The organism is Pseudomonas sp. S07E 245, assembly GCF_019599025.1.
Taxonomy (GTDB): domain Bacteria; phylum Pseudomonadota; class Gammaproteobacteria; order Pseudomonadales; family Pseudomonadaceae; genus Aquipseudomonas; species Aquipseudomonas shirazensis.
The window spans coordinates 4834925-4859036 of sequence record NZ_CP080625.1; the positions used below are offsets into that span (position 1 = coordinate 4834925).

18 protein-coding genes and 2 pseudogenes are annotated in these 24112 nt (G+C 64.7%); 13 read left to right on the forward strand and 7 right to left on the reverse strand.

Features of this window, described 5'->3' with window-relative positions; genetic code table 11:
• Positions 1–56: 56 nt before the first annotated feature.
• The 13 genes and pseudogenes from K3F44_RS22205 to K3F44_RS25210 all read left to right on the forward strand — a co-directional run.
• Positions 57–917, forward strand: coding sequence for an NAD(P)H-hydrate dehydratase (locus tag K3F44_RS22205; RefSeq protein WP_259407009.1), 861 nt, complete (start codon positions 57–59; stop codon positions 915–917).
• Positions 905–1378 (forward strand): tRNA (adenosine(37)-N6)-threonylcarbamoyltransferase complex ATPase subunit type 1 TsaE, encoded by a 474-nt coding sequence (gene tsaE / locus K3F44_RS22210; protein ID WP_101315901.1) that lies wholly within the window; start codon positions 905–907, stop codon positions 1376–1378. Before K3F44_RS22205 ends, tsaE begins: the two co-directional genes overlap by 13 nt.
• Positions 1379–2824: an N-acetylmuramoyl-L-alanine amidase gene (locus tag K3F44_RS22215; RefSeq protein WP_178080739.1), complete on the forward strand. Its 1446-nt coding sequence runs from the start codon at positions 1379–1381 to the stop codon at positions 2822–2824.
• Positions 2821–4704, forward strand: coding sequence for a DNA mismatch repair endonuclease MutL (mutL, locus tag K3F44_RS22220; RefSeq protein ID WP_150571118.1), 1884 nt, complete (start codon positions 2821–2823; stop codon positions 4702–4704). Before K3F44_RS22215 ends, mutL begins: the two co-directional genes overlap by 4 nt.
• Position 4705: 1 nt before the next feature.
• On the forward strand, positions 4706–5677 hold the full coding sequence (miaA, locus tag K3F44_RS22225) for a tRNA (adenosine(37)-N6)-dimethylallyltransferase MiaA (protein ID WP_101315907.1): 972 nt from the start codon (positions 4706–4708) through the stop codon (positions 5675–5677).
• Between the two features lie 93 nt (positions 5678–5770).
• Positions 5771–6031 carry an RNA chaperone Hfq gene (hfq, locus tag K3F44_RS22230; protein WP_060480687.1) on the forward strand — a complete coding sequence of 87 codons (261 nt, stop codon included), beginning with the start codon at positions 5771–5773 and terminating at the stop codon, positions 6029–6031.
• 13 nt (positions 6032–6044) lie between these two features.
• Positions 6045–7346: a ribosome rescue GTPase HflX gene (gene hflX / locus K3F44_RS22235; RefSeq protein ID WP_101315909.1), complete on the forward strand. Its 1302-nt coding sequence runs from the start codon at positions 6045–6047 to the stop codon at positions 7344–7346.
• Between the two features lie 96 nt (positions 7347–7442).
• Positions 7443–8630, forward strand: a complete 1188-nt coding sequence (gene hflK / locus K3F44_RS22240) for an FtsH protease activity modulator HflK (RefSeq protein WP_150571119.1) — start codon at positions 7443–7445, stop codon at positions 8628–8630.
• The gene (hflC, locus tag K3F44_RS22245) at positions 8630–9499 is read left to right on the forward strand and encodes a protease modulator HflC (RefSeq protein WP_150571120.1); all 870 of its coding nucleotides are present in this window, start codon (positions 8630–8632) and stop codon (positions 9497–9499) included. Before hflK ends, hflC begins: the two co-directional genes overlap by 1 nt.
• Positions 9500–9766: 267 nt before the next feature.
• Positions 9767–10954 carry an ATP phosphoribosyltransferase regulatory subunit gene (locus K3F44_RS22250; protein ID WP_101315915.1) on the forward strand — a complete coding sequence of 396 codons (1188 nt, stop codon included), beginning with the start codon at positions 9767–9769 and terminating at the stop codon, positions 10952–10954.
• A 62-nt stretch (positions 10955–11016) separates the two neighbouring features.
• On the forward strand, positions 11017–12309 hold the full coding sequence (locus K3F44_RS22255; RefSeq protein WP_101315917.1) for an adenylosuccinate synthase: 1293 nt from the start codon (positions 11017–11019) through the stop codon (positions 12307–12309).
• Positions 12310–13308: 999 nt separating this feature from the next.
• A pseudogene (locus K3F44_RS25205) lies at positions 13309–13521 on the forward strand (methyl-accepting chemotaxis protein); the annotation flags it as partial.
• A 390-nt stretch (positions 13522–13911) separates the two neighbouring features.
• Positions 13912–14427: pseudogene (locus tag K3F44_RS25210) on the forward strand (methyl-accepting chemotaxis protein); the annotation flags it as partial.
• Positions 14428–14475: 48 nt separating this feature from the next.
• Here the strand turns inward: K3F44_RS25210 and K3F44_RS22265 are convergent.
• The 7 genes from K3F44_RS22265 to K3F44_RS22295 all read right to left on the reverse strand — a co-directional run bounded on the left by K3F44_RS22265 (position 14476) and on the right by K3F44_RS22295 (position 24073).
• The gene (locus tag K3F44_RS22265; RefSeq protein WP_220632980.1) at positions 14476–16041 is read right to left on the reverse strand and encodes an iron ABC transporter permease; all 1566 of its coding nucleotides are present in this window, start codon (positions 16039–16041) and stop codon (positions 14476–14478) included.
• Positions 16041–17054, reverse strand: coding sequence for an extracellular solute-binding protein (locus K3F44_RS22270; RefSeq protein ID WP_101315923.1), 1014 nt, complete (start codon positions 17052–17054; stop codon positions 16041–16043). Before K3F44_RS22270 ends, K3F44_RS22265 begins: the two co-directional genes overlap by 1 nt.
• 135 nt (positions 17055–17189) lie before the next feature.
• Positions 17190–18248, reverse strand: a complete 1059-nt coding sequence (locus K3F44_RS22275) for a glucuronyl hydrolase (protein ID WP_220632981.1) — start codon at positions 18246–18248, stop codon at positions 17190–17192.
• Positions 18232–19410, reverse strand: a complete 1179-nt coding sequence (locus K3F44_RS22280; RefSeq protein WP_220632982.1) for a CynX/NimT family MFS transporter — start codon at positions 19408–19410, stop codon at positions 18232–18234. The genes K3F44_RS22275 and K3F44_RS22280 overlap by 17 nt, the downstream gene beginning before the upstream one ends.
• The gene (locus tag K3F44_RS22285) at positions 19407–20615 is read right to left on the reverse strand and encodes an acyl-CoA dehydrogenase family protein (protein ID WP_220632983.1); all 1209 of its coding nucleotides are present in this window, start codon (positions 20613–20615) and stop codon (positions 19407–19409) included. The genes K3F44_RS22280 and K3F44_RS22285 overlap by 4 nt, the downstream gene beginning before the upstream one ends.
• A gap of 3 nt (positions 20616–20618) precedes the next feature.
• The gene (locus K3F44_RS22290) at positions 20619–22268 is read right to left on the reverse strand and encodes a class I adenylate-forming enzyme family protein (protein ID WP_188035226.1); all 1650 of its coding nucleotides are present in this window, start codon (positions 22266–22268) and stop codon (positions 20619–20621) included.
• Positions 22265–24073: a CoA transferase gene (locus K3F44_RS22295; protein ID WP_220632984.1), complete on the reverse strand. Its 1809-nt coding sequence runs from the start codon at positions 24071–24073 to the stop codon at positions 22265–22267. The genes K3F44_RS22290 and K3F44_RS22295 overlap by 4 nt, the downstream gene beginning before the upstream one ends.
• Positions 24074–24112 lie beyond the last annotated feature (39 nt).

Here is a 24112-nt window from a genome sequence, read left to right on the forward strand (position 1 = left end):
AGGCATTACAGGCTCAGGTGCGTATAATTCTGCCAGACATCGGAGCCTTTGACCCCATGCCCCAGACCAAACACCCCGACAACGCGGTAAAAACCCTCAGCCGAGGCAACCTCGCCCGGCTGCCAGCGCGCCGTGCAGACGCGCACAAGACCGACTTCGGCCATGTGCTGGTGGTCGGTGGCGACCTCGGCACCGGCGGCGCCGCGCTGCTCAGTGGCGAGGCCGCGCTGCGCTGTGGTGCAGGCCTGGTCAGCATCGCCACGCGCCCTGAGCATGTTTCAGCGGCGCTGACCCGGCTGCCTGAGACCATGTGCCTGGGCGTGTCATCGGCCAATCAGCTGATCGAGGTGTTGGCCCGCGCTTCCGTGCTGGTGGTCGGCCCCGGGCTTGGCCAGGCCGCATGGGGGCGCAGCCTGCTGTCGGCTGTGGCCAACAGCGATGTGCCGCAGGTGTGGGATGCCGATGCGTTGAACATGCTCGCCAGCAGCCCGTTGGCCGTGCCCGGCGCGAGCATCCTCACCCCGCACCCAGGGGAGGCGGCGCGCTTGTTGGGGATTTCCACCGAGGCGGTGCAGGCTGACCGTGCCGGCGCTGCGCGCAAGCTGGCGCGCAGGTACGCCAGCATCTGCGTGCTTAAAGGCGCGGGCACTCTGGTGGCTGATCCGGACGGACAGTTGGCGCTGTGCCAGCGAGGCCACCCGGCGATGGCCGGTGCAGGGCTGGGCGATGTGCTCACTGGTGTGCTTGGCGCATTGCTGGCGCAGGGTCTGGATGGCTGGTCGGCGGCATGCTTGGGCGTGTGGCTGCATGCCTGCGCTGGCGAGCGCCTGGGCGTGAAGGGCAGGGGCCTGGCAGCCAGTGATCTGCTGCCGGTCATTCGTGAATTATTGGAGGAGCATTCAGCGTGTCAGGTGTAACCCTGTTTCTGCCCGACGAAGAAGCCACTGTGGCCTTCGGCGCGCGACTGGCCGAAGTGACCGGCGGTCATGGCGTGATATTTCTCGAGGGTGACCTCGGCGCCGGCAAGACCACCCTGTCGCGTGGCCTGATCCGTGGCCTGGGCCATACCGGGCCGGTCAAGAGCCCGACCTTTACCGTGGTCGAACCCTACGAAATCGGCGATGTGCGGGCGTTTCACTTCGACCTGTACCGGCTGGTCGATCCGGAAGAGCTGGAGTACCTGGGCATTCGCGATTACTTCGAAGGTGACGCCCTGTGCCTGTTCGAATGGCCCGATAAAGGTGCGGGCGTTTTGCCAAAGCCCGACCTGACCATTACCATAAGCCCGCAAGCGGGCGGACGCTCGCTTAACCTGTTGCCGCAGGGCGCTCGTGGCCAAGCCTGGTGCACCGCGCTGGCCAACAAAATTCAACAGTAAATGGGGTTAGGTATGCGCATACGCGCACTGGTCGTCGTTGTCGGTCTGCTGCTCAGCGCAGTGACTGTCAACGCTCTGGCCGCCACACAAGTAAAAAGCATGCGTCTGTGGCGCGCGCCGGACAACACACGACTGGTGTTCGACCTCTCCGGGCCCGTGCAGCACAGCGTGTTTACGCTGAGCGCACCGGATCGGCTGGTTATCGATATCAATGGTGCGACCCTCGGCGCGCCGCTCAACGTGGCCACCTCCAACACCCCGATCAGCAGTGTCCGCTCGGCGCAACGCACGCCGACCGACCTGCGCGTGGTCATCGACCTGAAAAAGGCCGTCACCCCGAAAAGCTTCGTTCTGGCGCCCAATGCCCAGTACGGTAACCGCTTGGTGGTCGACCTGTACGATCAGGAAGCCGACGCCATCGCGGCCACTACGCCGACGCCCGCGCCGACGCCGGTGCAGCCGCCGGCCACCACGCCGGCCATCCCGGTAACGCCGACCCAGCCCGCGATCAAGCTGCCGCCAGCACCGAGCGGCAAGCGCGATATCGTGGTTGCCATCGACGCCGGTCACGGCGGCGAAGACCCGGGCGCTTCCGGCTCGCGCGGTCAGCACGAAAAAACCATCGTGTTGCAGATCGCTCAAGAGTTGCAGCGCCAGATCAACAGCGAGAAAGGCTACCGCGCCGAGCTGACCCGTACCGGCGACTACTTCATCCCGCTGCGCAAACGCACCGAGATCGCCCGCAAGAAGGGGGCAGACCTGTTCGTTTCGATCCATGCCGACGCCGCGCCGTCGAAGGCCGCCTTTGGTGCTTCGGTGTTCGCCTTGTCTGACCGCGGCGCTACCTCGGAAACCGCGCGCTGGCTGGCCGACACAGAAAACCGCTCCGACCTGATCGGCGGTGCCGGCAACGTCAGCCTCGACGACAAGGACCGCATGCTCGCCGGGGTTCTGCTCGACCTGTCGATGACCGCTACGCTCAGCTCCAGTCTGGATGTCGGGCAAAAAGTGCTGGGCAACATGGGCCGCATCACCTCGCTGCACAAGCGCCGGGTCGAGCAAGCGGGCTTCATGGTGCTGAAATCGCCGGATATTCCGTCGATCCTGGTCGAAACCGGATTTATCTCCAACGCCAACGAAGCCGCCAAGCTGGCTACCAAGAGCCACCAGCAGGCGCTGGCGCGCTCGATCCACACCGGCTTGCGCCAGTACTTCCAACAGAGCCCGCCGCCTGGCACCTACATCGCCTGGCTGCGTGACAGCGGCAAGATTGCCCAAGGCCCGCGTGACCATACCGTGCGTCCGGGTGAAACCCTGGCGATGATCGCCGTGCGTTACCAGGTCAGCGTGGCTGCCCTGCGTAGCAGCAACAGCCTGAAAACCGATGAGCTGAAGGTCGGCCAGCATCTGGATATTCCGGGTACCACCCTGGCGTCGCAGCAATGACCGGTGGTTCGCGCATCGAGCTGCTCAGCCCGCGACTGGCCAACCAGATTGCCGCCGGCGAAGTAGTCGAGCGACCTGCGTCGGTAGCCAAGGAGCTGCTGGAAAACAGCCTCGACTCCGGTGCCCGGCGCATCGATGTCGAGGTCGAGCTGGGTGGCACCAAGCTGCTGCGTGTGCGTGACGACGGCAGCGGCATCTCCCCGGATGACCTGCCGCTGGCCCTGGCACGGCACGCCACCAGCAAGATTCGCGAGCTGGAAGACCTTGAAGGCGTACTCAGCCTGGGCTTTCGGGGTGAAGCACTGGCGTCGATCAGTTCGGTTGCACGGCTGACCCTGACCTCGCGCACCGCCGATGCCAGCGAAGCCTGGCAGGTCGAGACCGAAGGCCGCGACATGACCCCGCGGGTACAGCCTGCGGCGCACCCGGTCGGCACCTCGGTAGAAGTGCGCGACCTGTTCTTCAATACCCCGGCCCGGCGCAAGTTCCTCAAGGCCGAGAAAACCGAATTCGATCACCTGCAGGAAGTCATCCGTCGCCTGGCACTGGCACGCTTCGATGTCGGCTTCCACCTGCGTCACAACGGCAAGAGCATCCTCAGCCTGCACGAGGCCGCCGATGATGTGTCGCGGGCGCGGCGAGTCGGCGCGATCTGTGGCCCGGGCTTTCTTGAGCAGGCGCTGCCGATCGACGTCGAGCGCAACGGCCTGCGCCTATGGGGTTGGGTCGGCTTGCCGACCTTCTCGCGCAGCCAGGCTGACTTGCAGTATTTCTTCGTCAACGGCCGGGCGGTGCGCGACAAGCTGGTGGCTCATGCGGTACGCCAGGCGTATCGCGACGTGCTGTTCAACGGCCGCCATCCGACCTTTGTGTTGTTCCTTGAGCTGGAGCCGAACGGCGTCGACGTCAACGTGCACCCGACCAAGCACGAAGTACGCTTCCGTGAAGGGCGTACGGTTCACGATTTTCTCTACGGCACCCTGCATCGCGCGCTGGCCGATGTGCGCCCGGAAGGTCAGGTGGCCGCCCCTGCCGCAGCCGCCGAGCTGGTGCGTGCTGGTGGCCAGCTGGCTGGCGAGTTCGGCCCTCAGGGCGAGATGCGCCTGGCCACGCCTGTGCTCGAACAGCAGCAGCCTGCTCCAGCCGGCTCCGGCGCTGGTGCGGGTTACCAGTACCAGTACACGCCGCGCCCCTCGCAGCCACTGCCGGTGGCCGAAGCGCAGGCCGCTTACCGCGAATTCTATGCGCCGCTGAACAGCGCCGCGCCGGTCGCGCTGCCCGACGGCCAGGGCGATATACCGCCGCTGGGCTACGCCATGGCGCAGCTCAAGGGCATCTACATCCTTGCCGAAAACGCCCAAGGCCTGGTGCTGGTCGACATGCATGCCGCCCACGAGCGGATCATGTACGAGCGGCTCAAGGTGGCCATGGCCAGCGAAGGCCTCAGTGGCCAGCCGCTGCTGGTGCCGGAAACCCTGGCGATGAGCCAGCGTGAAGCCGATTGCGCCGAAGAGCATGCACAGTGGTTCCAGCGCCTCGGCTTCGAGCTGCAGCGGCTAGGCCCGGAGACGGTCGCGATTCGCCAGATCCCGGCGTTGCTGAAACAGGCCGAAGCCAATCGGCTGGTGCAGGACGTGCTTGCTGACCTGATGGAATACGGCACCAGCGACCGCATCCAGGCGCACCTCAACGAGCTGCTCGGGACCATGGCCTGCCACGGCGCCGTGCGCGCCAACCGGCGTCTGGCGATCCCCGAGATGAACGCCTTGCTTCGCGACATGGAAAACACCGAGCGCAGCGGCCAGTGCAACCACGGCCGACCGACCTGGACCCAGATGGGCCTGGACGATCTGGACAAACTCTTCCTGCGCGGTCGGTGACATGAGCAGCAAACCTCCAGCGATCTTCCTCATGGGCCCGACTGCGGCGGGCAAGACCGATCTCGCCATCGAGTTGAGCAAAGTGCTGCCCTGCGAGCTGGTCAGCGTCGATTCGGCGCTGGTCTATCGCGGCATGGACATCGGCACTGCGAAACCGTCGAAAGACATCCTGGCGGCGTACCCGCACCGCTTGATCGATATCATCGACCCCGCCGAGAGCTACTCCGCGGCGCAGTTTCGCAGCGATGCCCTGGCGGCCATGGCCGAGATTACCGCACGCGGCAAGATCCCGCTGCTGGTCGGCGGCACCATGCTCTACTACAAGGCTTTGCTTGAAGGCCTGGCCGACATGCCGGCGGCTGACCCGGCCGTGCGCGCCGAGCTGGAAGCCCAGGCCAGCGCACTGGGCCTGGGCGAATTGCACCGGCAGTTGGCCGAGGTCGATCCGGTGTCGGCGGCGCGCATCCACCCCAACGACCCGCAGCGCTTGATCCGAGCGCTGGAGGTGTATCGGGTGAGTGGTGAGAGCATGACTGCCCACCGCCAGCGCCAATCAGCCGAAAGTAGCGGCGCAGACGCAGGCGCGGCCGGCCATTTGCCCTATACTGTGGCCAGTCTGGCGATCGCTCCTGCAGATCGTCACATTCTGCATGAGCGAATTGCGTTACGATTTTCACAGATGCTGGAACAGGGCTTCATCGATGAGGTCCGAGAGCTGCGAGCCAGAAGTGACTTGCACGCCGGGCTGCCGTCTATACGGGCAGTGGGCTATCGGCAGGTCTGGGATTTCCTAGACGGCAAGCTAGATGAGAATGAGATGCGAGAACGCGGTATCATTGCGACTCGCCAGCTGGCCAAGCGGCAGTTCACCTGGTTGCGCGGTTGGTCCGACGTGCACTGGCTGGACAGTCTGGCCTGCGACAATCTGTCCCGCACCTTGAAATACCTTGGGGCCATCTCCATATTGAGCTGAGTCCCTGCTAATTGCCGTCTACTCTTGCGAGTGGGCGGCGTAATCATAGAATTTTCTCGTTTTTTATTATTTATCCTTACAGGAGTGCGGCATATGTCAAAAGGGCATTCGCTACAAGACCCTTACTTGAACACCTTGAGAAAAGAAAAGGTCCCGGTTTCGATCTATCTGGTCAACGGGATCAAGCTGCAGGGCTCGATCGAATCTTTCGACCAGTTTGTAGTTCTACTGAAAAACACCGTCAGCCAAATGGTCTACAAACACGCCATTTCGACTGTCGTACCTGCACGTCCGGTTCGTCTGCCAAGCCCGTCCGATTCCGAGAACGGTGACAGCGAGCCAGGCAACGCCTGATTAGGAGCCTGCATTGTTCTTTGAGCGCCACGGTGGTGGTGAACGAGCCTTGCTCGTTCACTTGGAAGGTCAGAACCCTGAGGCGCGCGAAGACCCGCAGGAGTTCCAGGAGCTGGCCCTGTCGGCCGGTGCTGAAATCGTCTTGCTGTCTACGGTGACACGGCATCAGCCCAGCGCCAAATTCCTGATTGGCAGTGGCAAGGTCGAGGAGTTACGCGACCTGGTCAGTGCCGAGCATGTCGATCTGGTGATTTTCAATCACACCCTCACGCCCAGTCAGGAGCGTAACCTCGAACGTGTGTTCGAGTGCCGCGTGCTTGACCGTACCGGGCTGATCCTCGATATCTTCGCCCAACGGGCGCGTACCCATGAAGGCAAGCTGCAGGTCGAACTGGCCCAGCTTGAGCACATGAGCACGCGGCTGGTGCGCGGCTGGACTCACCTTGAGCGGCAAAAAGGTGGTATCGGCCTGCGCGGTCCGGGGGAGACCCAGCTTGAAACCGACCGGCGCCTGTTGCGGGTCCGCCTGCGGCAGATCAAGGCGCGCCTGGAAAAGGTCCGCAGCCAGCGTGAACAAGCGCGGCGCGGGCGCAGACGTGCGGACATCCCGTCGGTGTCGCTGGTGGGTTATACCAACGCCGGCAAGTCGACCCTGTTCAACGCCCTGACCCAATCCGACGTGTACGCGGCCGACCAGCTGTTCGCCACCCTCGACCCGACCCTGCGCCGCCTGCAACTCGACGACCTGGGGCCGATCGTGCTGGCCGATACCGTGGGCTTCATTCGCCATCTGCCGCACAAGCTGGTCGAGGCATTTCGGGCTACGCTCGAAGAGTCGAGCAACTCCGACCTGCTGCTGCACGTGATCGACGCCCATGAGCCAGAGCGCATGGAGCAGATCGAGCAGGTGCTGGCGGTATTGGGCGAGATCGGCGCAGAAGGCTTGCCGATCCTCGAGGTCTATAACAAACTCGACCTGCTTGAAGATGTCGAGCCACAGATCCAGCGCGATGCCGATGGCAAGCCGGAACGGGTCTGGGTGTCGGCACGTGATGGACGTGGCCTGGAGCTGGTTGGCCAGGCAATTGCCGAGTTGCTGGGGGATGATCTGTTTGTCGCCACCCTGCGCCTTGATCAGCGTTTCGCTCGCTTGCGCGCGCAGCTGTTCGAACTGGGCGCGGTGCAGAGCGAGGAACATGATGAAGAGGGCAGCAGCCTGCTCAGCGTGCGCCTGCCGATGATCGAGCTTAATCGCCTGGTCAGTCGTGCCGGCATCGAGCCGCAGACGTTTATCGCGCAACACACTTTGCAATAAATGCCCGTCGAGGTCGCCGGGCAGCCGTGACAGGCATTCTGTAGCATTGGACGGCGCGCCGTGGGCGCGTCTTTGCTTTATCAGATGGAGAGCGCTATGGCTTGGAATGAGCCGGGTGGCAACTCGAAAGACCAGGATCCCTGGGGCGGTCGCCGTGGCGGCAGTGGTGGCGGTGGCGACAAAAAAGGCCCACCTGATCTCGACGAGGCCTTCCGCAAGCTGCAGGACAGCCTGAACGGCATGTTCGGTGGCGGCAAGAAACGCGGCGGTGGTGACCGCAATATCGGCAAGGGTGGCGGTTACGGCCTGCTGGGCATAGGCCTGGCGGTGTTGGCTGCGATCTGGCTGTACAGTGCCGTGTACGTGGTCGACGAGCAGGAGCAGGCGGTTGTGCTGCGCTTCGGCAAGTACTACGAGACCGTGGGTCCAGGCCTGAATATCTATTTCCCGCCGATCGATCGCAAGTACATGGAAAACGTGACGCGTGAGCGTGCGTACACCAAGCAGGGGCAGATGCTCACCGAAGACGAGAACATCGTCGAAGTGCCGCTGACCGTGCAGTACAAGATCACCAACCTGCAGGACTTCGTGCTCAACGTCGACCAGCCGGAAGTGAGCTTGCAGCATGCGACCGACAGTGCCCTGCGTCACGTGGTCGGCTCGACCTCGATGGACCAGGTGCTGACCGAAGGTCGTGAGCAGATGGCCGTGGACATCCGCGAGCGTCTGCAGCGTTTCCTCGACACTTACCGTACCGGTATCACCGTGACTCAGGTCAACGTACAGAGCGCGGCAGCCCCGCGTGAAGTGCAGGAAGCCTTCGACGACGTGATCCGTGCCCGTGAAGACGAGCAGCGTGCGCGCAACCAGGCCGAGTCCTACGCCAACGGCGTGGTGCCAGAGGCCCGTGGTCAGGCGCAGCGCATCATCGAAGACGCCAACGGCTACCGCGATGAAGTGATTGCCCGCGCCAAGGGTGAAGCCGATCGCTTCACCAAGCTGGTCACCGAGTACCGCAAGGCGCCGGACGTAACCCGTCAGCGTCTGTACCTGGAGACCATGCAAGAGGTCTACAGCAATTCGAGCAAGGTCATGGTGGCAACCAAGGACGGGCAGAACAACCTGCTCTACCTGCCGCTGGACAAGATGGTTGAAGGCGGTCGCAACACGTCGGCTTCTGCCGGCAGCAGCAGCGCGTCGCCGTCGGTCAACGACGCAGCCGTGCGCGCAGCGCAGGACCTGCAACAGCAACAACAGGCACTGCGTACTAGGGAGAGCCGCTGATGAGCAATAAATCGCTGATCGCCCTGATCGCCGCAGTCGTGCTGGCTGTCGTGGCCTGGAACAGCTTCTACATCGTGTCCCAGACCGAACGTGCGGTACTGCTGCAATTCGGTCGTGTGGTTCAGGCTGATGTTCAGCCCGGCCTGCATGTGAAGATCCCGTACGTCAACCAGGTGCGCAAGTTCGACGCGCGGCTGATGACCCTGGACGCACCGACGCAACGCTTCCTGACCCTGGAAAAGAAAGCGGTAATGGTCGACGCCTATGCCAAATGGCGGGTGAAAGATTCCGACCGTTTCTACACCGCGACCTCGGGCATGAAGCAGATCGCCGACGAGCGTCTGTCGCGACGTCTGGAAAGCGGCCTGCGTGACCAGTTCGGTAAACGCACCCTGCACGAAGTGGTATCCGGTGAGCGTGACGCACTGATGGCTGACATCACTGCATCGCTGAACCGCATGGCCAACAAGGAGCTGGGTATCGAAGTGGTCGACGTTCGCGTCAAGGCCATCGACCTGCCGAAGGAAGTCAACCGCAGCGTGTTCGATCGTATGAGCACCGAGCGTGAGCGTGAGGCCCGTGAGCATCGCGCCAAAGGTAACGAGCTGGCCGAGGGTATCCGTGCGGATGCCGACCGTCAGCGTCGAGTACTGCTGGCCGAAGCCTATCGTGAATCCGAGGAAACCCGCGGTGATGGTGACGCCCAGGCGGCCGCCATCTACGCTAAGGCCTACAACCAGGATGCGGATTTCTATTCGTTCCACCGTAGCCTGCAAGCGTACCGTGCGAGCTTCTCGAGCAAGAGCGACGTGCTGGTCCTGGATCCGAAGAACGAGTTCTTCCGGTACCTGGACAAGAGCCGGCCGTAAGCGACAAGGCCCCGCCTGGCAGGTAAAACTGCCGGCGGGGTGCATCCCGAAGGAAAAGGGGTGTATGATGAGTCAGCCGGGAAATTTCCCGGCTTTTTTGCGTCTGCAAGGTTGATTGGCTCGCATTGGGTCAGCCCGGCGCTAGCAATTCGAGGGTGTTGGTACGGCGGTAGCGCTGGGATTAGTGCTGCCTGTTGTTGTGTGCCAATGCCTGTATTCACGGCTCGCCTATGGGTTGGCCGCTCGGACCAAAGGGGAAAAGGCGTAATGGCAACGGTAGACCGCTGGCTGCTGCCAGATGGCATCGAGGAAGTACTGCCACCTGAAGCTGCGCGCATTGAAGTCGCGCGGCGGCAGGTGTTGGACCTGTTCCAGAGTTGGGGTTACGAACTGGTCGTTACTCCGCATATCGAGTACCTGGAATCGCTGCTCACCGGTGCCAGCCAGGACCTCGACCTGCATACCTTCAAGGTGGTCGACCCGCAGTCCGGTCGGCTGATGGGCTTCCGTGCCGACTTCACCCCGCAGGTAGCGCGCATCGACGCCCACACCCTGCGCCGTGAAGGTCCGAGCCGCCTGTGCTACGCCGGTAGCGTGCTGCATGCGCAGCCGCGCCAACTGTCTACTTCGCGCAGCCCGATCCAGCTCGGCGCCGAGCTGTATGGCGATGCCAGCCCGACCAGCGATGTCGAAGTCATCAGCCTGATGCTGGCCATGCTGCGCCTGGCCGATGTGCCGGACGTGCATATGGACCTCGGCCACGTCGGTATCTACCGTGGTCTGGCGCGTGCTGCCGGGTTGTCCGGCGATGTCGAGCAGCAGCTGTTCGATGCGCTGCAGCGCAAGGCCCGCGATGAAGTGTACGCACTGACCGCTGACCTGCCGCAGGACCTGGGCGGCATGCTGCGTGCCCTGGTTGAGCTGTGCGGTGGCCGTGAAGTGCTGGCTCAGGCGCGTGTGCGTCTTGGCCGTGCCCCGGCCAGCGTCCTGGCTGCACTGGATGACCTGCTGGCGATCGCTGATCGGCTGGCAGCGCGCTTCCCGGAGCTGCCGCTGTACTTCGACCTCGGCGAGCTGCGCGGCTACAACTATCACACCGGTGTGGTGTTCGCGGTGTTCGTGCCTGGGGTCGGTCAGTCGATCGCTCAGGGCGGTCGCTACGATGACATCGGTGCCGACTTTGGCCGGGCGCGTCCGGCCACTGGTTTCTCCACGGATTTGAAGACCCTGGTCACACTGGGGCGAGCGGAGGTCGTATTGCCTTCTGGCGGCATCTGGATGCCCGACAGCGGCGACGCGGCCCTCTGGCAGATGGTCTGCCAGTTGCGCAACGAGGGCCAGCGAGTGGTCCAGGCATTGCCTGGCCAGCCGCTGAGTGCTGCCCTCGAGGCGGATTGTGATCGGCAATTGATTCAGCAAGAAGGGCGTTGGCAGATCCTGCCTCTGACCCATTGAGACAGCTCGCGCGGCCCGCATCAGGGTCGGCAACCAAGTTTGCGTGAATGAGGACAAGTGTTATGGGTAAGAATGTCGTCGTCCTGGGCACCCAATGGGGTGATGAGGGCAAAGGCAAGATCGTTGATCTGCTGACCGAACATGCTGCCGCCGTAGTGCGCTACCAGGGCGGTCACAACGCCGGCCACACGCTGGTGATCAACGGTGAAAAAACCGTGCTGCACCTGATTCCGTCGGGCATCCTGCGCGAAGGCGTGCAGTGCCTGATCGGCAACGGTGTAGTGGTTGCACCGGACGCCTTGATGCGGGAAATCACCAAGCTCGAAGAGAAGGGTGTACCGGTGCGTGAGCGCCTGCGCATCAGCCCGGCTGCACCGCTGATCCTGTCCTACCACGTAGCACTGGACCAGGCTCGCGAGAAGGCCCGTGGCGAAGCCAAGATCGGTACCACCGGTCGTGGTATCGGCCCGGCCTACGAAGACAAGGTCGCTCGTCGTGGCCTGCGCATCGGTGACCTGTTCCACCGTGAGCGCTTCGCTGCCAAGCTCGGTGAGCTGCTGGACTACCACAACTTCCAGCTGGTCAATTACTACAAAGAGCCGGCCATCGACTTCCAGCAGACCCTGGACGAGTGCATGGCCTACGCCGAGCAGCTCAAGCCGATGATGCTCGACGTCACCGCCGAGCTGCACAACCTGCGTCGCGCTGGCAAGGACATCATGTTCGAAGGCGCCCAGGGCTCGCTGCTGGACATCGACCACGGTACCTACCCGTACGTGACCAGCTCCAACACCACTGCCGGCGGCATCTCCACCGGTTCCGGCGTTGGCCCGATGTACCTGGATTACATCCTCGGCATCACCAAGGCGTACACCACCCGTGTCGGTTCCGGTCCGTTCCCGACCGAACTGTTCGATGACACTGGCGCAACCCTGGCCAAGCGTGGCCACGAGTTCGGCTCGACCACCGGCCGTGCCCGTCGTTGCGGCTGGTTCGATGCGGTCATCCTGCGTCGCGCCATCGACGTCAACAGCATCTCGGGCATCTGCCTGACCAAGCTGGACGTGCTCGACGGTCTTGAAACCATCAACATCTGTGTGGGTTACAAGAACGCCAACGGCGCAGTGCTCGAAGCGCCTTCCGACGCCGACAGCTACATCGGCCTGGAGCCGGTGTACGAAGAAATGCCGGGTTGGAGCGAGTCGACCCTGGGCGCCAAGACCCTCGAAGAGCTGCCAGAAGCGGCTCGCGCTTACATCAAGCGCATCGAGGAGCTGACCGGCGCGCCGATCGATATCATTTCGACCGGCCCGGATCGCAACGAGACCATCGTGCTGCGTCATCCGTTTGCCTGATTAGCCTGCCAGGCTGATCCAGCGCCGCGTTCCCGCAAGGGAGCGCGGCGTTTTTTTTGCACACGTTGTATCGTCGGTGAATAAACTTGGCGTTTATGCCTGCTGCGACGGCACAACCCTTGCTGTAAGAATGCCCTTGTCGATGCCATCAAAATAGTGGCGCCAGAAACACGAGGGTTCACCGTGTCTGCCATTCTTTCATTGTTACGAAGCCGCCTGTTGCGGCCTGTGTTTGTTGCCTTGGGTATCGCCCTTTTGGTGCAGGTGCTGGTGGCCGTTGCGCTGACCCGGAGCACAGTGACGGCCCTTGAGGCTGATCTTGGCGAGCGTCTGGGCAGCGACAGCCGCAAGCTTGCGGGTGAACTGGAATTGGCCGGGCAGGACGTCCGCGCCGGCCTTGAAGGCCTCTCCAGCAGCACTCGGCAGCGTTTGAGCAGCGGTTTGTCGACGCGCCTGCAAAGCGAACAGCAGCAATTGCGCGCCACCCTGGAGAAGAACCTCAAGGACTCAGCCAACGACATGGCCGAGTTGCTCGCCTCGGTTGCCCCGCGAGCGATCTGGGACAACGACGTGCCGGTGCTCTCCGACTTTGCCCGCCGTGCGCAGCGCAATCCCAATGTATTGTTCGTGATCTATGACGATGCTCAGGGCCAGCACCTGACGCGCTACCTCAACCGGCAAAACCCGATCAACCAGGCGCTGATGGACAAGGGCGAGGGTGAGCGGGCGCTGGACAAAGTGCTCAACGCTGCGCGCAAGGACCCTTCGGTGTACTTCGTCGAAGCACCGATCAGCCCCAACGGTGCCGAGATCGGCAAGGTGCTGATGGGCGTTTCCACCGCATCCGTCGAACAGGAACTGAAGGCCCTCGATGCACGCTTCGCGGCATTGATCGGCAGCAGCGAGCAGTTGGTCGGCGACAGCCTCGGGGCGGCCGCCGCAGACAGCGGCAAGGCCCTGCGTGCGCGTCTGGAAGCTGCGCAGAACAGCGCCACCGCGATGCAGGCCAACACCGCCGAAACCGTCCGCGATGCGGCCGCCGAGCTGCGCTGGCGGATTGGCCTGGGCCTGGTGCTGGTGGGGCTTGGCGTACTGCTGGTAGTGGCAGTGGTACTCGGCCGGCGCGTGGTCAACAAGCTGCGCCTGCTGATTGCGGCACTCAATGACCTGGCCGCGGGCGACGGTGACCTGACCAAACGGGTCAGCCTCGACAGCCGTGATGAAATCGGCGACATGGCGGCAGCGGTCAACCGCTTTGTCGACAAGCTGCAGCCGATCGTCCGCGAGGCGGGTGAAGTCGCCCAGCGCACCGGCGTCGAAATCGGTGTCATGACCCAGCGCAGCGCCGGTGCCGACGCTGCCGCAGCCTTGCAGCGTGACGCAGTGGCGGCCAGCTTGCGCGACCTGTCCGGCATGGCCGACGAAGCCCAGGCCGAGAGCCATGCGATGCAGGCTGCCTTGCAGCAGGTGGTCGACATCCGCCAGGCCACTGACGAAAACAGCCGCACCTCGACCCAGCTTGCTGGCTTGATCGAAAACCTCGCGGGCCAGGTCGATGCCGGCTCGCAGGTGATCGAGCGGCTGGCCAAGCAGAGCGAACAGATCGAGGTGGTGCTGACGGTAATCCACGGCATTGCCGAGCAAACCAACCTGCTCGCCCTCAACGCGGCAATCGAAGCCGCCCGCGCCGGCGAGACCGGGCGTGGCTTTGCGGTGGTGGCCGACGAGGTGCGGGCGTTGGCGAGCAAGACCCAGAGTTCGACCGGGGACATTCAGGCGCATATCGTTGCCCTGCAGCAAGGCGCCAAGCAGGCGGTGGCAACCATTAGCCAGGCCGGGCGCCAGGCCAGCGAAGGCTTGCTGGTGCTACGCGATAACGAACGCCGCCAGCAATCGGTGCAGGCCGCCGTCGAGCAAGTGCATGCGGCGATTGGCCTGGCGACCCGTGCTGCCGAGCAGCAGGCACACGGTGCGCAAGCGGTACGCGGCAGGGTCGAGACGATTCATGCCCAGGCCGAGCGCTCGGCCGAGGTGGTGATGCAGACGACCGCCAGCGGCAAGGTGCTGGATGATCTGGCGGCGCAGCTGCGCGCCAGCCTTGGCCAGTTCCGGGCGTGAGGGGGTTGTAGGGGAGGGGATGGGCTGCCTGCGCAGCCCATCCAGGGCTCAGGCCCGGTTCAGGTACATCCGCGTGGTCAGCAGATACACCGGCAGGCCTGATACTACGATCAACAGCGCGGCATAGGGCGCTGCCGCGGCGAACTCGACGTTGGCGGTGTGCGCCCACACCTCGGTGGCCAGGGTGGTCATTCCGGTCGGGCTGAGCAACAGGGTCGCGGTCAGCTCTTTCATGGCATCCAGGAACACCAGCGCAAAGGCCGCTGCCAGCGCCGGAAAGATGATCGGCAGGGTTACCCGGCAAAACGCGCTAAAGCTGCTCGCACCCAAGGTCCGGGCCGCCTCTTCAAGCGTCGGCGAGGCCTTGTTCAGCGCCGTGCGCACCGGCGCCTGGGCCAGAGGCAGGAACAGCAAGGCATACGCCAGCAGCAACAACGCCGTGGTCTGGTACAGCGCCGGCACGTAGTGCAGGGCAAAGAACACCAGCGTCAGGGCAATCACCAGGCCCGGCAGGGCATGCAGCAGGTACGGTAGGCGCTCGGCCCAGATCGCCAGGCGGCCCTTGTAGCGCACCACCAGGAAACTGATCGGCAGTGCCAGCACGACGCAGAACCCGGCGCCGCCCAGCGACACCGACAGCGAGGTGAACAGCGCCTGGCTGATCTCGCCCACAGGAAACGCTGCCGACGAGCCGACACTCAGCCAGTAGCCGAGCATCGCCAGTGGAATACCACTACCGAGCACCGCCAACGCCAGGCAGAACAACTGGCCGACAGCCGTGAAGCTGCCCAGCTTGATCGGCTGCGCCCGCCGCGCCACACCCTGGCCAATGCGCACATGGCGCGCCTTGCCGCGCACGCGCAGCTCCAGCGTGAGCATGATCAGGCACAGCGCCAGCAGCACTGCCGAGAGCATCGCCGCGTTGGCGTTGCTGAACTCCAGTTCGAACTGCTGATAGATCGCCGTGGTGAAGGTCTGCAGGCCAAGAATCGACAGGGCACCGAACTCGACCAGCATGTGCAGCGCGATCAGCAAGGCGCCACCGAGCATCGCCGGCCACAGCAGCGGCAGGGTGACCTTGCGATACACCCCCCAGCGGCTGCAGCCGAGGGTCCTCGCCGACTCTTCCAGCGAGCTGTCGACATTGCGCAAGGTCGCCGCAACCGGCAAGAAGATCAGCGGGTACTTGGACAGTGCCATGATCATGATTGCCCCGCCCAGGCCCTCGAAGTCCGAGCTCAGCGATACCCAGGTAAAGCTGCTGACAAACGACGGCACGGCAAACGGCAGGCACAGCACCACGCCCCACATGCGCCGCCCTGGCAGGTCACTGCGCTCCAGCAGCCAGGCCAGGGCCAGGCCGAGCACCATGCACACGACGGTGACTCCAACCATCAGCAGCAGGGTATTGCGCAGCAAGCCCCAGACGAACGGCCGCCAAAGCAGATGCAATGCCTCCTGCCAGCCGGCTTCCCAGGCTTTCATGGCGACGTACAGCAACGGCAGCAAGCTCATCGCCACCAGAAACAGAACCGGCAGCAGCACCCAGATCGATGGGCGCTTGCGGCGAGGCACGAAACGCGCCTGGGCCGCTTGGGGCAGGGCGGCAGTCATCAGAGCAGACCGACCTCACGTTCCAGCTCCAGCGCTTCCTCGGCATTGCCCAGGTCGGCGGGGGTGATCTGCGGCGGGCGCAGCTCTTCGAACGGCTTCAGGCCGCGGTCCGAGACCATGCCTTTGTGCAGCGGGTATTCCGCGGTGGTCTGGGTGATCACGCGCTGGCCTTCTTCGCTGGCCATCCAGTTGAGCAGTGCCTGGGCTTCCTTGGGATGCTTGCTGGCTTTCACCGCGGCAGCGCCCGAAATGGTCACCAGGCCGCCGGCATCGCCATCGGCCAGGTAGTACAGCTTGGAGTCGAGCTTGCCACGCTCGCGCTCAAGCGCGTACCAGTAGTAGTTGTTGACCAGCACCGCGGCGACTTCGCCTTTTTCCACGGCCTTCAGCGCGACCATGTTGTTGGTGTAGGTCTTGCCGAACGCCTTGAGGCCGGTCAGCCATTCTTCGGCCGCTTCACGGCCGTGCATTTTCAGGATGGCGACCGCCTGCTCCTGGAACGCGCCGCTGGTGGGCACGAAGCCGACGCGACCGTCCCACTCAGGGTCAGCGAAGTCCATGACCGATTGCGGCAGGTCTTTCTCGTCGATTTTCTTCGGGTTGAACACCACCACGCGGGTGCGCGCAGTCACGCCCATCCAGGTGCCGTTGCTGGCCACGTATTCCTTGGGCAGCATGTTCAGGGTGGCGTCGTCGATCTTGGCCAGCAGGCCGAGCTCGCCGAGGTTGTTCAGCGGTGGCGACTCTTCGGTATAGATGACATCGGCGGGCGAGCGGTCGCCTTCTTCGATGATCTGGCTGGCCAGCTGGTTGCTGCTGCCCTTGCGGATATTGATATGGATGCCGGTCTTGGCCTCGTAGGCCTTGGCGATGGCTTCGCCGATTTCCTTGTGCTGACCGTTGTACAGGGTCAGGCTGACCGGCGCGTCTGCCATGGCGGCCGGTGCGCCAATCACCAGGCTCAGAACAGCGGCGGCCAGGGTGCGCATCAGCGGTTGCGGACGGATCGTCATGCGGGTACTTCCTCGCTTACGGCTACATATTTGGAAACAATGGTAAACGAAATCGTTTCTCATGTGGCCGAGTGACGAGAAATTCATGGGCGGTCTAGCGCCTGACCAGCGCTGCGCGCCCCGCTCCGGTGGTACTCACCAACCGGCAATGCCGCCGCGTAGTGCCAACACCTGATCCTGAGCGATCAGCGCTTCTAGCAGAAAATAGCTCGCACAGGCTGATTCGACCAGTTGCTCCTGATCTGGCCCGATTCGGTACAAGTGGCCGACGAAGCAGCCCTGCTGCACCGGAGCGGACAGCAGCGTGGCAAGTTGCCGGCAGGCCTGCTCGCGCCAGTGGTTCAACCCCGGCAGGCACTGCCACAAGCGCAGCAGCGCCAGCGACGCAATCGCTACCGCGCAGGGGTCGGCCTCTTCGGCCTTGAGCGTGCCCTGGCCGGCAGCCAGGCCCCAGCGCCGGATCCAGTACTCACAGGCCTCGCGTGCCGGCTCGGCATAAGCCCCGCCGTATAAGCCGACCGCTTCTGCCAGACCTAGCATGGCCCAGGCCTGCCCACGCGCCCACTGCCCGGCCGGGCCCTGCACGACCCAGCCTTCGGCGTGCCAGCGGGCATGGCTGGCCCACGCGCCAGACGCGGTCCGCAACGTGCGCAGGCACAACTGCAGGTGGCTGCGGGCCATGGCCATCTGCTCGGGATCGCGCTGCAGGTGCATCAGCGCCAGGGTTGGTGCCAAGGCGTCGATATCCAGGCTCAGCTGGCCTTTGTCGCCTGCGCCCATGCCGGGGCCCAGCGGCCAGCCGCCGAGGTCTGGGCGATAATCCCGGGCCAGGGCATTTGCCGCGCGGCAAGCCAACTGGCGTGCGTCGTTGGCTGCGCTCAGGCGGCCGCCAAGCGCGGCGCCGTACCAGAATACGAAGCTGCGATTGACGCTCGGTTCGTCCAGTTGAGCGGCCAGTTGCCGGCTCCAGAACGAGGCCTGGTCGAAGTCCTCACTAAGCTCGGTGAGTGCCGCACGGCGCCACCACAGCGCCGCCCAGAAGCCGCCAAGCCAGGAGCCGCGGCGGGACAGCTTCCACTGTTTTTCCCGCGCCAGGCGGTACAGTGGAAATTGCTCGCCGCACTGGCGTGAAACCGCCTCCAGCTGCTTGAGCAGTGCGTTGATCGTGGCGTGGCGTTTACGCTGTTCCGGCATGCTTGCAGGCCTCCTCGGCACGGCGCGCACGGTACAGGCTGCGGCACAGCGCAGCCCCTGCGCAGAGGGCGACGAGCAGCAACGACCACGCTGCGGAAAAACCACCTGGCTGGCGCAGCAGCAGGCCGAATAGCGGTGGGCCGAGCGCGATACCGCCAAAGAACCCCAGCGACAGCATGCCTGCGCTGCTCGCTGCAGCGCCGAAACGTGGCTCGCGCAACAACATGCTCATCGCCACCGCATTGCTCGCCACCAGGCTCAGGCCCATACCGCTCACGCCTGCCCACAGCGGCCAGTGGCGCCCCGCTGTGGCCTGCTGCATGGCCAGCAGCGTGACCAAGGCAAATAGGAACAGCCCGCCCAACAGCACTGTTTCGTCCTTCAGGCCAGCGGCCAGTGGGGTCAACAGCAAGCGCGAAAGGATGCCCATCAGACCAAACACACTGACCATCAGGCCGATGGCGGCAGGATCGACGCCAAGGCTGTTGGCATACACCCCGAAATAGCTGATGAAGCCCGACAGGCACAGCCCGGCGCAGGCCTGAATCGCCATCAGCCGCAGCAGCCAGCCGTTGGTTCTGATCAGGCGCAGCGGTGGTTTTGGCCCTGCCGCCGGCGGCGGGATGCGCAAGGGCACCAGCAGCGCCAGCAATACCGCCAGCGGCACCCAGCAGGCCAGTGCCAGACGCCAGCCGAGCCAGGCGCTGAGGGGCGGCAAGGCCAGCCCGGCGATCAGCGCCGATGCCTGCACCCCAGCCTGCTTGAGGCCCACCAGCGTGGCCTTGGGTGCATTGGCAGTGAGGGCGATGGCCTGGTTGGTAGCGGGGTTGGCCAGCGCCTGGGCAATGCCACAGAACAGCAGCGCGATGACCACGCCAGTGAAGCCAGGCAGCACCGCCATCAGGCTGAACGACAGCGCCACCAGCAGGAACAGCGCCATCAAACCTGCGCGCGAACCGATCCGCTGCACCAGCGTGCCAGCCCATGGCGACAGCACTGCCGCCAGGCCAAAGGCACTGGTGGTCAGCCAGCCCAACTGATCACGGCCGATACCGAGTTCGGCGATCAATTGTGGTCCGAGCACGCCGAGGGCGTAGAACACCATCATCGGCAGGCCCATGGCGCAGATCAACAGAACGGCCAGTGGCGCGTGCTTGCTCATGGCGCCACCTTGTCCAGGCTCAGCGACGGCGAGCGGTAGTCGAAAGCACGACCCGGCGCGGTAGCGCTGAGCAGGTCGCGGCCGAGGTTGCTGATCAGCGCGTCGTCGGTGCCATCAAGAATGTGGGTCGTGCGCGCACAGCGATAGATCCCGGATAAAGGCGACAAGTCACTGAGGCCCTCGGCGCCCATGATCTGCACTGCCGAATCGACCGCAGCGGACAGTGCCTCGGATGCCGCCAGCTTGGCCAGGTTGACCTCGATGGCATTGGCCTGGCCACGATCGAACTTGTCGGCAGCATCTTCGAGCAGGCCACGGGCCGCAGCGATATCGCGAAACACCCGGTAGACCCGCGCGCGCACCAGCTGCTTGTCGGCCAAGCGCGCCAGCTCGCCGCGGGGCGAATGCACCCGCTTGCAGAGGTCGTCGAAACAGCGCTGGGCCAGGCCCAGCCAATGCGCAGCGCGCAGCAGGCGGCCAAGGCCGAGCCGCTGTTGCATCAGCGCGATGCCCAGGCCGGCTTCCCCGAGCACATGCTCAGGCTCGACGCGCACGTCCTTGAACAGCAATTCGCCCTGGCCTTGCTGACGCCCAAGCAGGGCCAGCGGGCGCACCCACTCGAAGCCTGGGCTGTCGGTGGCGACCAGCAGCATCGACAGCGACTGCTGCAGCGGGCCATCGGCAGTGCGCGCGATAACAGTGGCGAAGTCGGCCCGGCCGGCCCGGCAGATGAACCACTTGCGGGCGTTCAGCGTCCAGTGATCGCCCTGCCACTGGGCGTGGCTGGTCATGGTTGCCGGGATCGAGCCGATGCTGTCCGGCTCGGACATGGCGTAACACGGCACCCGCTCACCGCGCAGCAACGGCAGCAGATAGCGTTCGCGTAGCTCGGCGTTGGCATGGCGGCTGAGCATGTAGGCGTCGAGGCTGGCATCGCCGCCCAGAATCGCCGGCGCGAACTCGCTGCGGCCCTCTTCAGCTGCGATGGGCAGATACTCGCGCAGGGTCAGCGGCCGTCGACCATCAGCGTGCGGGTAGAAATTACCGAATACCCCGGCGGCCTTGGCTTGGTCCTGCAGGCTGGCTGCGAGCGTGGCGGCGGCCGCATTACAGGCGCCCAGTTCAAGCTCGCGCGGCAGAATGTGCTGCTCGACGAAGCTGCGTACGCGCGGCGCGAGTTGCAGCTGGTCAGGATTGATTGGCATGGCTCAGCCCACCTGCCGTACGGGTTCGGTGAGCCCAGCGGCATCTTCGGCAAGCGCGCGCTTGTCGATCTTGCCGGCAGGGGTCAGTGGGAGATGGCGGTAAAAGCGCAGGTACTCTGGGAGCTTGTTGACCTCCAGGCCCTGCTCGCGCAAAAAGCTGCTGATGTCAGCCAGGGCGAAGCGCTGCGCACCGTCGCGCAGGGTTACGCACAGGCACACGCGCTGCCCCAGGTCGGGGTCTGGCACCGCCACGCAGGCCACGGTGACCACATCAGGGTGAGCCATGACCAGGCCTTCGATCTGTACCGGGCTGATGTTGGCGCCGCCGCGGATGATGATGTCTTTCTTGCGCCCTGCCAGCACCAAGTAGCCCTGGGGGTCGATAAAGCCGAGGTCGCCAGTCTTGACCCAACCCTCCGCATCCCGGTAGCGCTCGTCGAGCTCGGGTGCGTTGACGTACTGCATCGGGCTCAGCGGTCCGCGCGCGGTGATCTCGCCGACATCGCCCTGGGGCAGCTCATGGCCGAGGTCGTCGACAATGCGAATTTCACATACCGCAGGGTTCGGTTTGCCAACGCTGCCCAGCACCACCTCGATGGGGTCGTCGAGGGTGTTGTGGCAGTTCACGCCGTCGGCCGAGCCATACAGGCTGATGAAGCCGCAGCCGAAGTTTTCCGTGCAGCGCAGCACCGTCGCTTCATCGATCAGCGAGCCCCCGCAGATCAATCCGCGCAGGCTGGACTTGTCGATGTTGGCCAGGGCGGGGTCGGCGGCAATTCGCTGAAGCATGGTCGGCACGCCGAGAATGAAGCTTGGGCGCAGTTGCTCGATCGCCTTGATCGCTTCAGTGACGTCGAAGCGTGGTAGCACCACCAGCGATCCGCCCAGCCAGCTCAGTACACCAAAGGTTGCGGTCGAGCCGAATGACGAACCCAGCGGAACCAGGTACAGCCCGCGAAATGCCGCGCCGTCGTCGCTGATACGTTGCAAAAACCGGCCGCGGCCTCCCACCAGCGCATTGTGTGAATAGGCTACCAGCTTGGGTTCTGACTCGGTGCCGGATGACACCAGCAAGCGTACCGGCGAGTCTGGGCAGACTGCGCACAGGCTGGCCAGCGCCAATGGCGGCTGGGCGAGCAGCGCGTCCAGCGTCGACCACCCGGCGCGCGGCGCGCCATCGACGATCAACACCCGCAACGAGAGCAGGGTCGGGCGCAGCGACTCGATCACTTCGCACAGGTCGATGTCGGCATAGCTCTGCGGCACGATCACTGCACGCGCATCACAACGGCGCACCATGGCCTGGATATCGAGCTTGCCGCGTCCTGGCGGGAACGGCGCGACAATGGCGCCCAGCGCGGCCACCGCCAGGTCAATGGCACAGCAGCGCCAGCTGTTACTCAGCTGATAGGCGACCACGTCGCCGGCGACGATGCCCGCCTGGCGCAAGCTGTTGGCCAGGCGCAGGGCGGCGTCGAGCAGTGCGGCATAGCTGATGTTGCCCTCTGGCGACAACACGGCAGCTTTGTCAGGTGCTTGCGCAACCCGCGCGCGGAACAGGCTGAATACATCCTGATTGGGGTAGCTGCCGTCTTCAGCCCAGCGGCGGCGGGTATGCAAAGGGACCAGGTCGATGATGCCGGCAGTATTCATGTGAAACTCCACGGAGATTGGACAGATCGATAGGCGCGTTGGCCCAGTCTTGGCGCCAGGCGCGGATCGGCAGCGAGTACGGCAAGGTCTTGATGGGCAATGCTGGCGGGGACGCCGGCTTGTTGGCAGGCATCCAGCCAGTCTTCGCCGCTGGCGTCAGCCAAGCGCTGCGGCAGGTGCCGTGGATCAGGCTCGGCACCCAGCACTTGGGTCAACGCCTGGTACTGCTGGCGGGTCTGGCAGTCGATCGCGAGCAAGCCATCGGCGGTGGCGAACACACCTTGCAGCAGGCTTGTCGCAAGCGCGCCGCTGTCGCGGTCGAGCAGCAGGTCGGCAGCGCCTAGCAGAGAGCTGTGCAACTGGCTGCCGTGGCCATGCAGCTCACGTTCGAGCAGCGCGGCGCAGATCCCTTGGGCGCTGATGACTCCGCCGAGGACATCGAGTGCGGTAAACAGCGTACCGCCCCGTGTGCCGGAAGCGCTGGCAACGCGTGCTGCCACCCCTGACCAGGCTTGCACGGTGAAGTCGGTGCCCGGCGCGTCGACCTGCGCTGCACCCCAGCCGCCGGCATAGGCGTGTATCAGAGACGGTTGGCTGGCATGCAGGTCAGCTGCATCCAAGGCCAGCTCGGCAGCCTTGCCCGGGGCCCAGTTGTGCAGGAAGACGTCGGCGTCGGCGCACAGTGCATGGATCTGCGCACGGCCTTGAGCCGACTTGATATCCACTTCAATCACCTGCTTGCGATGGTTGAGGGCATCGAAGCGCACCGAGCAGCCGTCGGCGCAGGGCGGCATGCTGCGCAGTGGATCACCGCCTGGCGGTTCGAGACGGATCACTTCGGCGCCAAGCAGCGTCAGCAGATGGCCGGCCAGCGGGCCTTGGATCCGGCGGCACGACTCCAGCACCCGAATGCCTTGTAGCGGCAGCGTGGCGGGGGCCTGGCGTGGGCCGGGCACGGCGGCGGGGCCGTGCTGCATCTGCCAGGGCGCAGCCGCACTGGCCGGGTAATCGGCATCGGCGTAGCGCTGCGCCGGGCTGCGCAGCACCACCAGCGCCACGCCGCAGTCTGCCGCCATCGCCTGAATACGGGCCAGCGGCAGCCGTGCCAGGGCGTCCAGGCACTCGGCCGGCATCGGCGCGACCGCGCGGGCATAGCGCAACAGAAACTGCTGCCAGGCCCGACCGGCAATCGCATCGCTGACCTGCAGTGCAGTCCAGAAACGGCGCCACGGTTGGCTGTCGAGGGTTTCCAGCTCGAACAGCACACCCTCGGCGGAAACGAACGGTGGCCGGGCAAGGGCGTCATCCTGGCCTGGCAGCAGCTGTTCTGCCTCGTCGGCAGCGGTAGCGCCGGCGAGGTACTGGCCGATGCTGAGCAGGGCGCCGCCGGCCGGGGCCAAGCTGACATCAGTGAAGGCGCCGCCGCGCAGTTGGCCAACGGCGGCGGCCAGAGTGCCTTGCCAGGCCAGTGCGGCGTTGATGCTGGCGAGGTAATTCACGCCCAGAGCCTGCGGCCTGCCACTGGCGCGGCCGTGCACCGACATGAGACCACAGGCGGCCTGGAGCGTGAACTCGGTAGACAGCTCCAGAGGCAAGGCGGGCAAGCCCACCAGGCGGGTCTGGAGCGGACGTAGATCGGAATGCAGCAGTTGCAGCGCCGGGCTGCCAGGCTCGGCCTGGCTGTCCTGATGGCGCAGGCCCAGGCACTCACCGTGGCGCGCCAGTGCCGCGCTCAGGCTCTGCCACGCGGGCAGGCAGGCGCCGCTGCGCCAGGCGAAGCCGCCTTGTTGCAGAATACGGGACATGTGGGGGTTACCTTGGAGTAGGGCGGTGGTGCCAGGGAC

What these genes read in the sequence shown, in the direction of transcription:
- K3F44_RS22280 (WP_220632982.1), bottom strand. Translation starts at nt 19,410, where the DNA reads ATGAGCAAGCACGCGCCACTGGCCGTTCTGTTGATCTGCGCCATGGGC.
- mutL (WP_150571118.1), top strand. Translation starts at nt 2,821, where the DNA reads ATGACCGGTGGTTCGCGCATCGAGCTGCTCAGCCCGCGACTGGCCAAC.
- hflC (WP_150571120.1), top strand. Translation starts at nt 8,630, where the DNA reads ATGAGCAATAAATCGCTGATCGCCCTGATCGCCGCAGTCGTGCTGGCT.
- K3F44_RS22215 (WP_178080739.1), top strand. Translation starts at nt 1,379, where the DNA reads ATGGGGTTAGGTATGCGCATACGCGCACTGGTCGTCGTTGTCGGTCTG.
- K3F44_RS22255 (WP_101315917.1), top strand. Translation starts at nt 11,017, where the DNA reads ATGGGTAAGAATGTCGTCGTCCTGGGCACCCAATGGGGTGATGAGGGC.
- hflK (WP_150571119.1), top strand. Translation starts at nt 7,443, where the DNA reads ATGGCTTGGAATGAGCCGGGTGGCAACTCGAAAGACCAGGATCCCTGG.
- hfq (WP_060480687.1), top strand. Translation starts at nt 5,771, where the DNA reads ATGTCAAAAGGGCATTCGCTACAAGACCCTTACTTGAACACCTTGAGA.
- K3F44_RS22265 (WP_220632980.1), bottom strand. Translation starts at nt 16,041, where the DNA reads ATGACTGCCGCCCTGCCCCAAGCGGCCCAGGCGCGTTTCGTGCCTCGC.
- K3F44_RS22290 (WP_188035226.1), bottom strand. Translation starts at nt 22,268, where the DNA reads ATGAATACTGCCGGCATCATCGACCTGGTCCCTTTGCATACCCGCCGC.
- K3F44_RS22275 (WP_220632981.1), bottom strand. Translation starts at nt 18,248, where the DNA reads ATGCCGGAACAGCGTAAACGCCACGCCACGATCAACGCACTGCTCAAG.
- K3F44_RS22205 (WP_259407009.1), top strand. Translation starts at nt 57, where the DNA reads ATGCCCCAGACCAAACACCCCGACAACGCGGTAAAAACCCTCAGCCGA.
- K3F44_RS22270 (WP_101315923.1), bottom strand. Translation starts at nt 17,054, where the DNA reads ATGACGATCCGTCCGCAACCGCTGATGCGCACCCTGGCCGCCGCTGTT.
- K3F44_RS22295 (WP_220632984.1), bottom strand. Translation starts at nt 24,073, where the DNA reads ATGTCCCGTATTCTGCAACAAGGCGGCTTCGCCTGGCGCAGCGGCGCC.
- K3F44_RS22250 (WP_101315915.1), top strand. Translation starts at nt 9,767, where the DNA reads ATGGCAACGGTAGACCGCTGGCTGCTGCCAGATGGCATCGAGGAAGTA.
- K3F44_RS22285 (WP_220632983.1), bottom strand. Translation starts at nt 20,615, where the DNA reads ATGCCAATCAATCCTGACCAGCTGCAACTCGCGCCGCGCGTACGCAGC.
- miaA (WP_101315907.1), top strand. Translation starts at nt 4,706, where the DNA reads ATGAGCAGCAAACCTCCAGCGATCTTCCTCATGGGCCCGACTGCGGCG.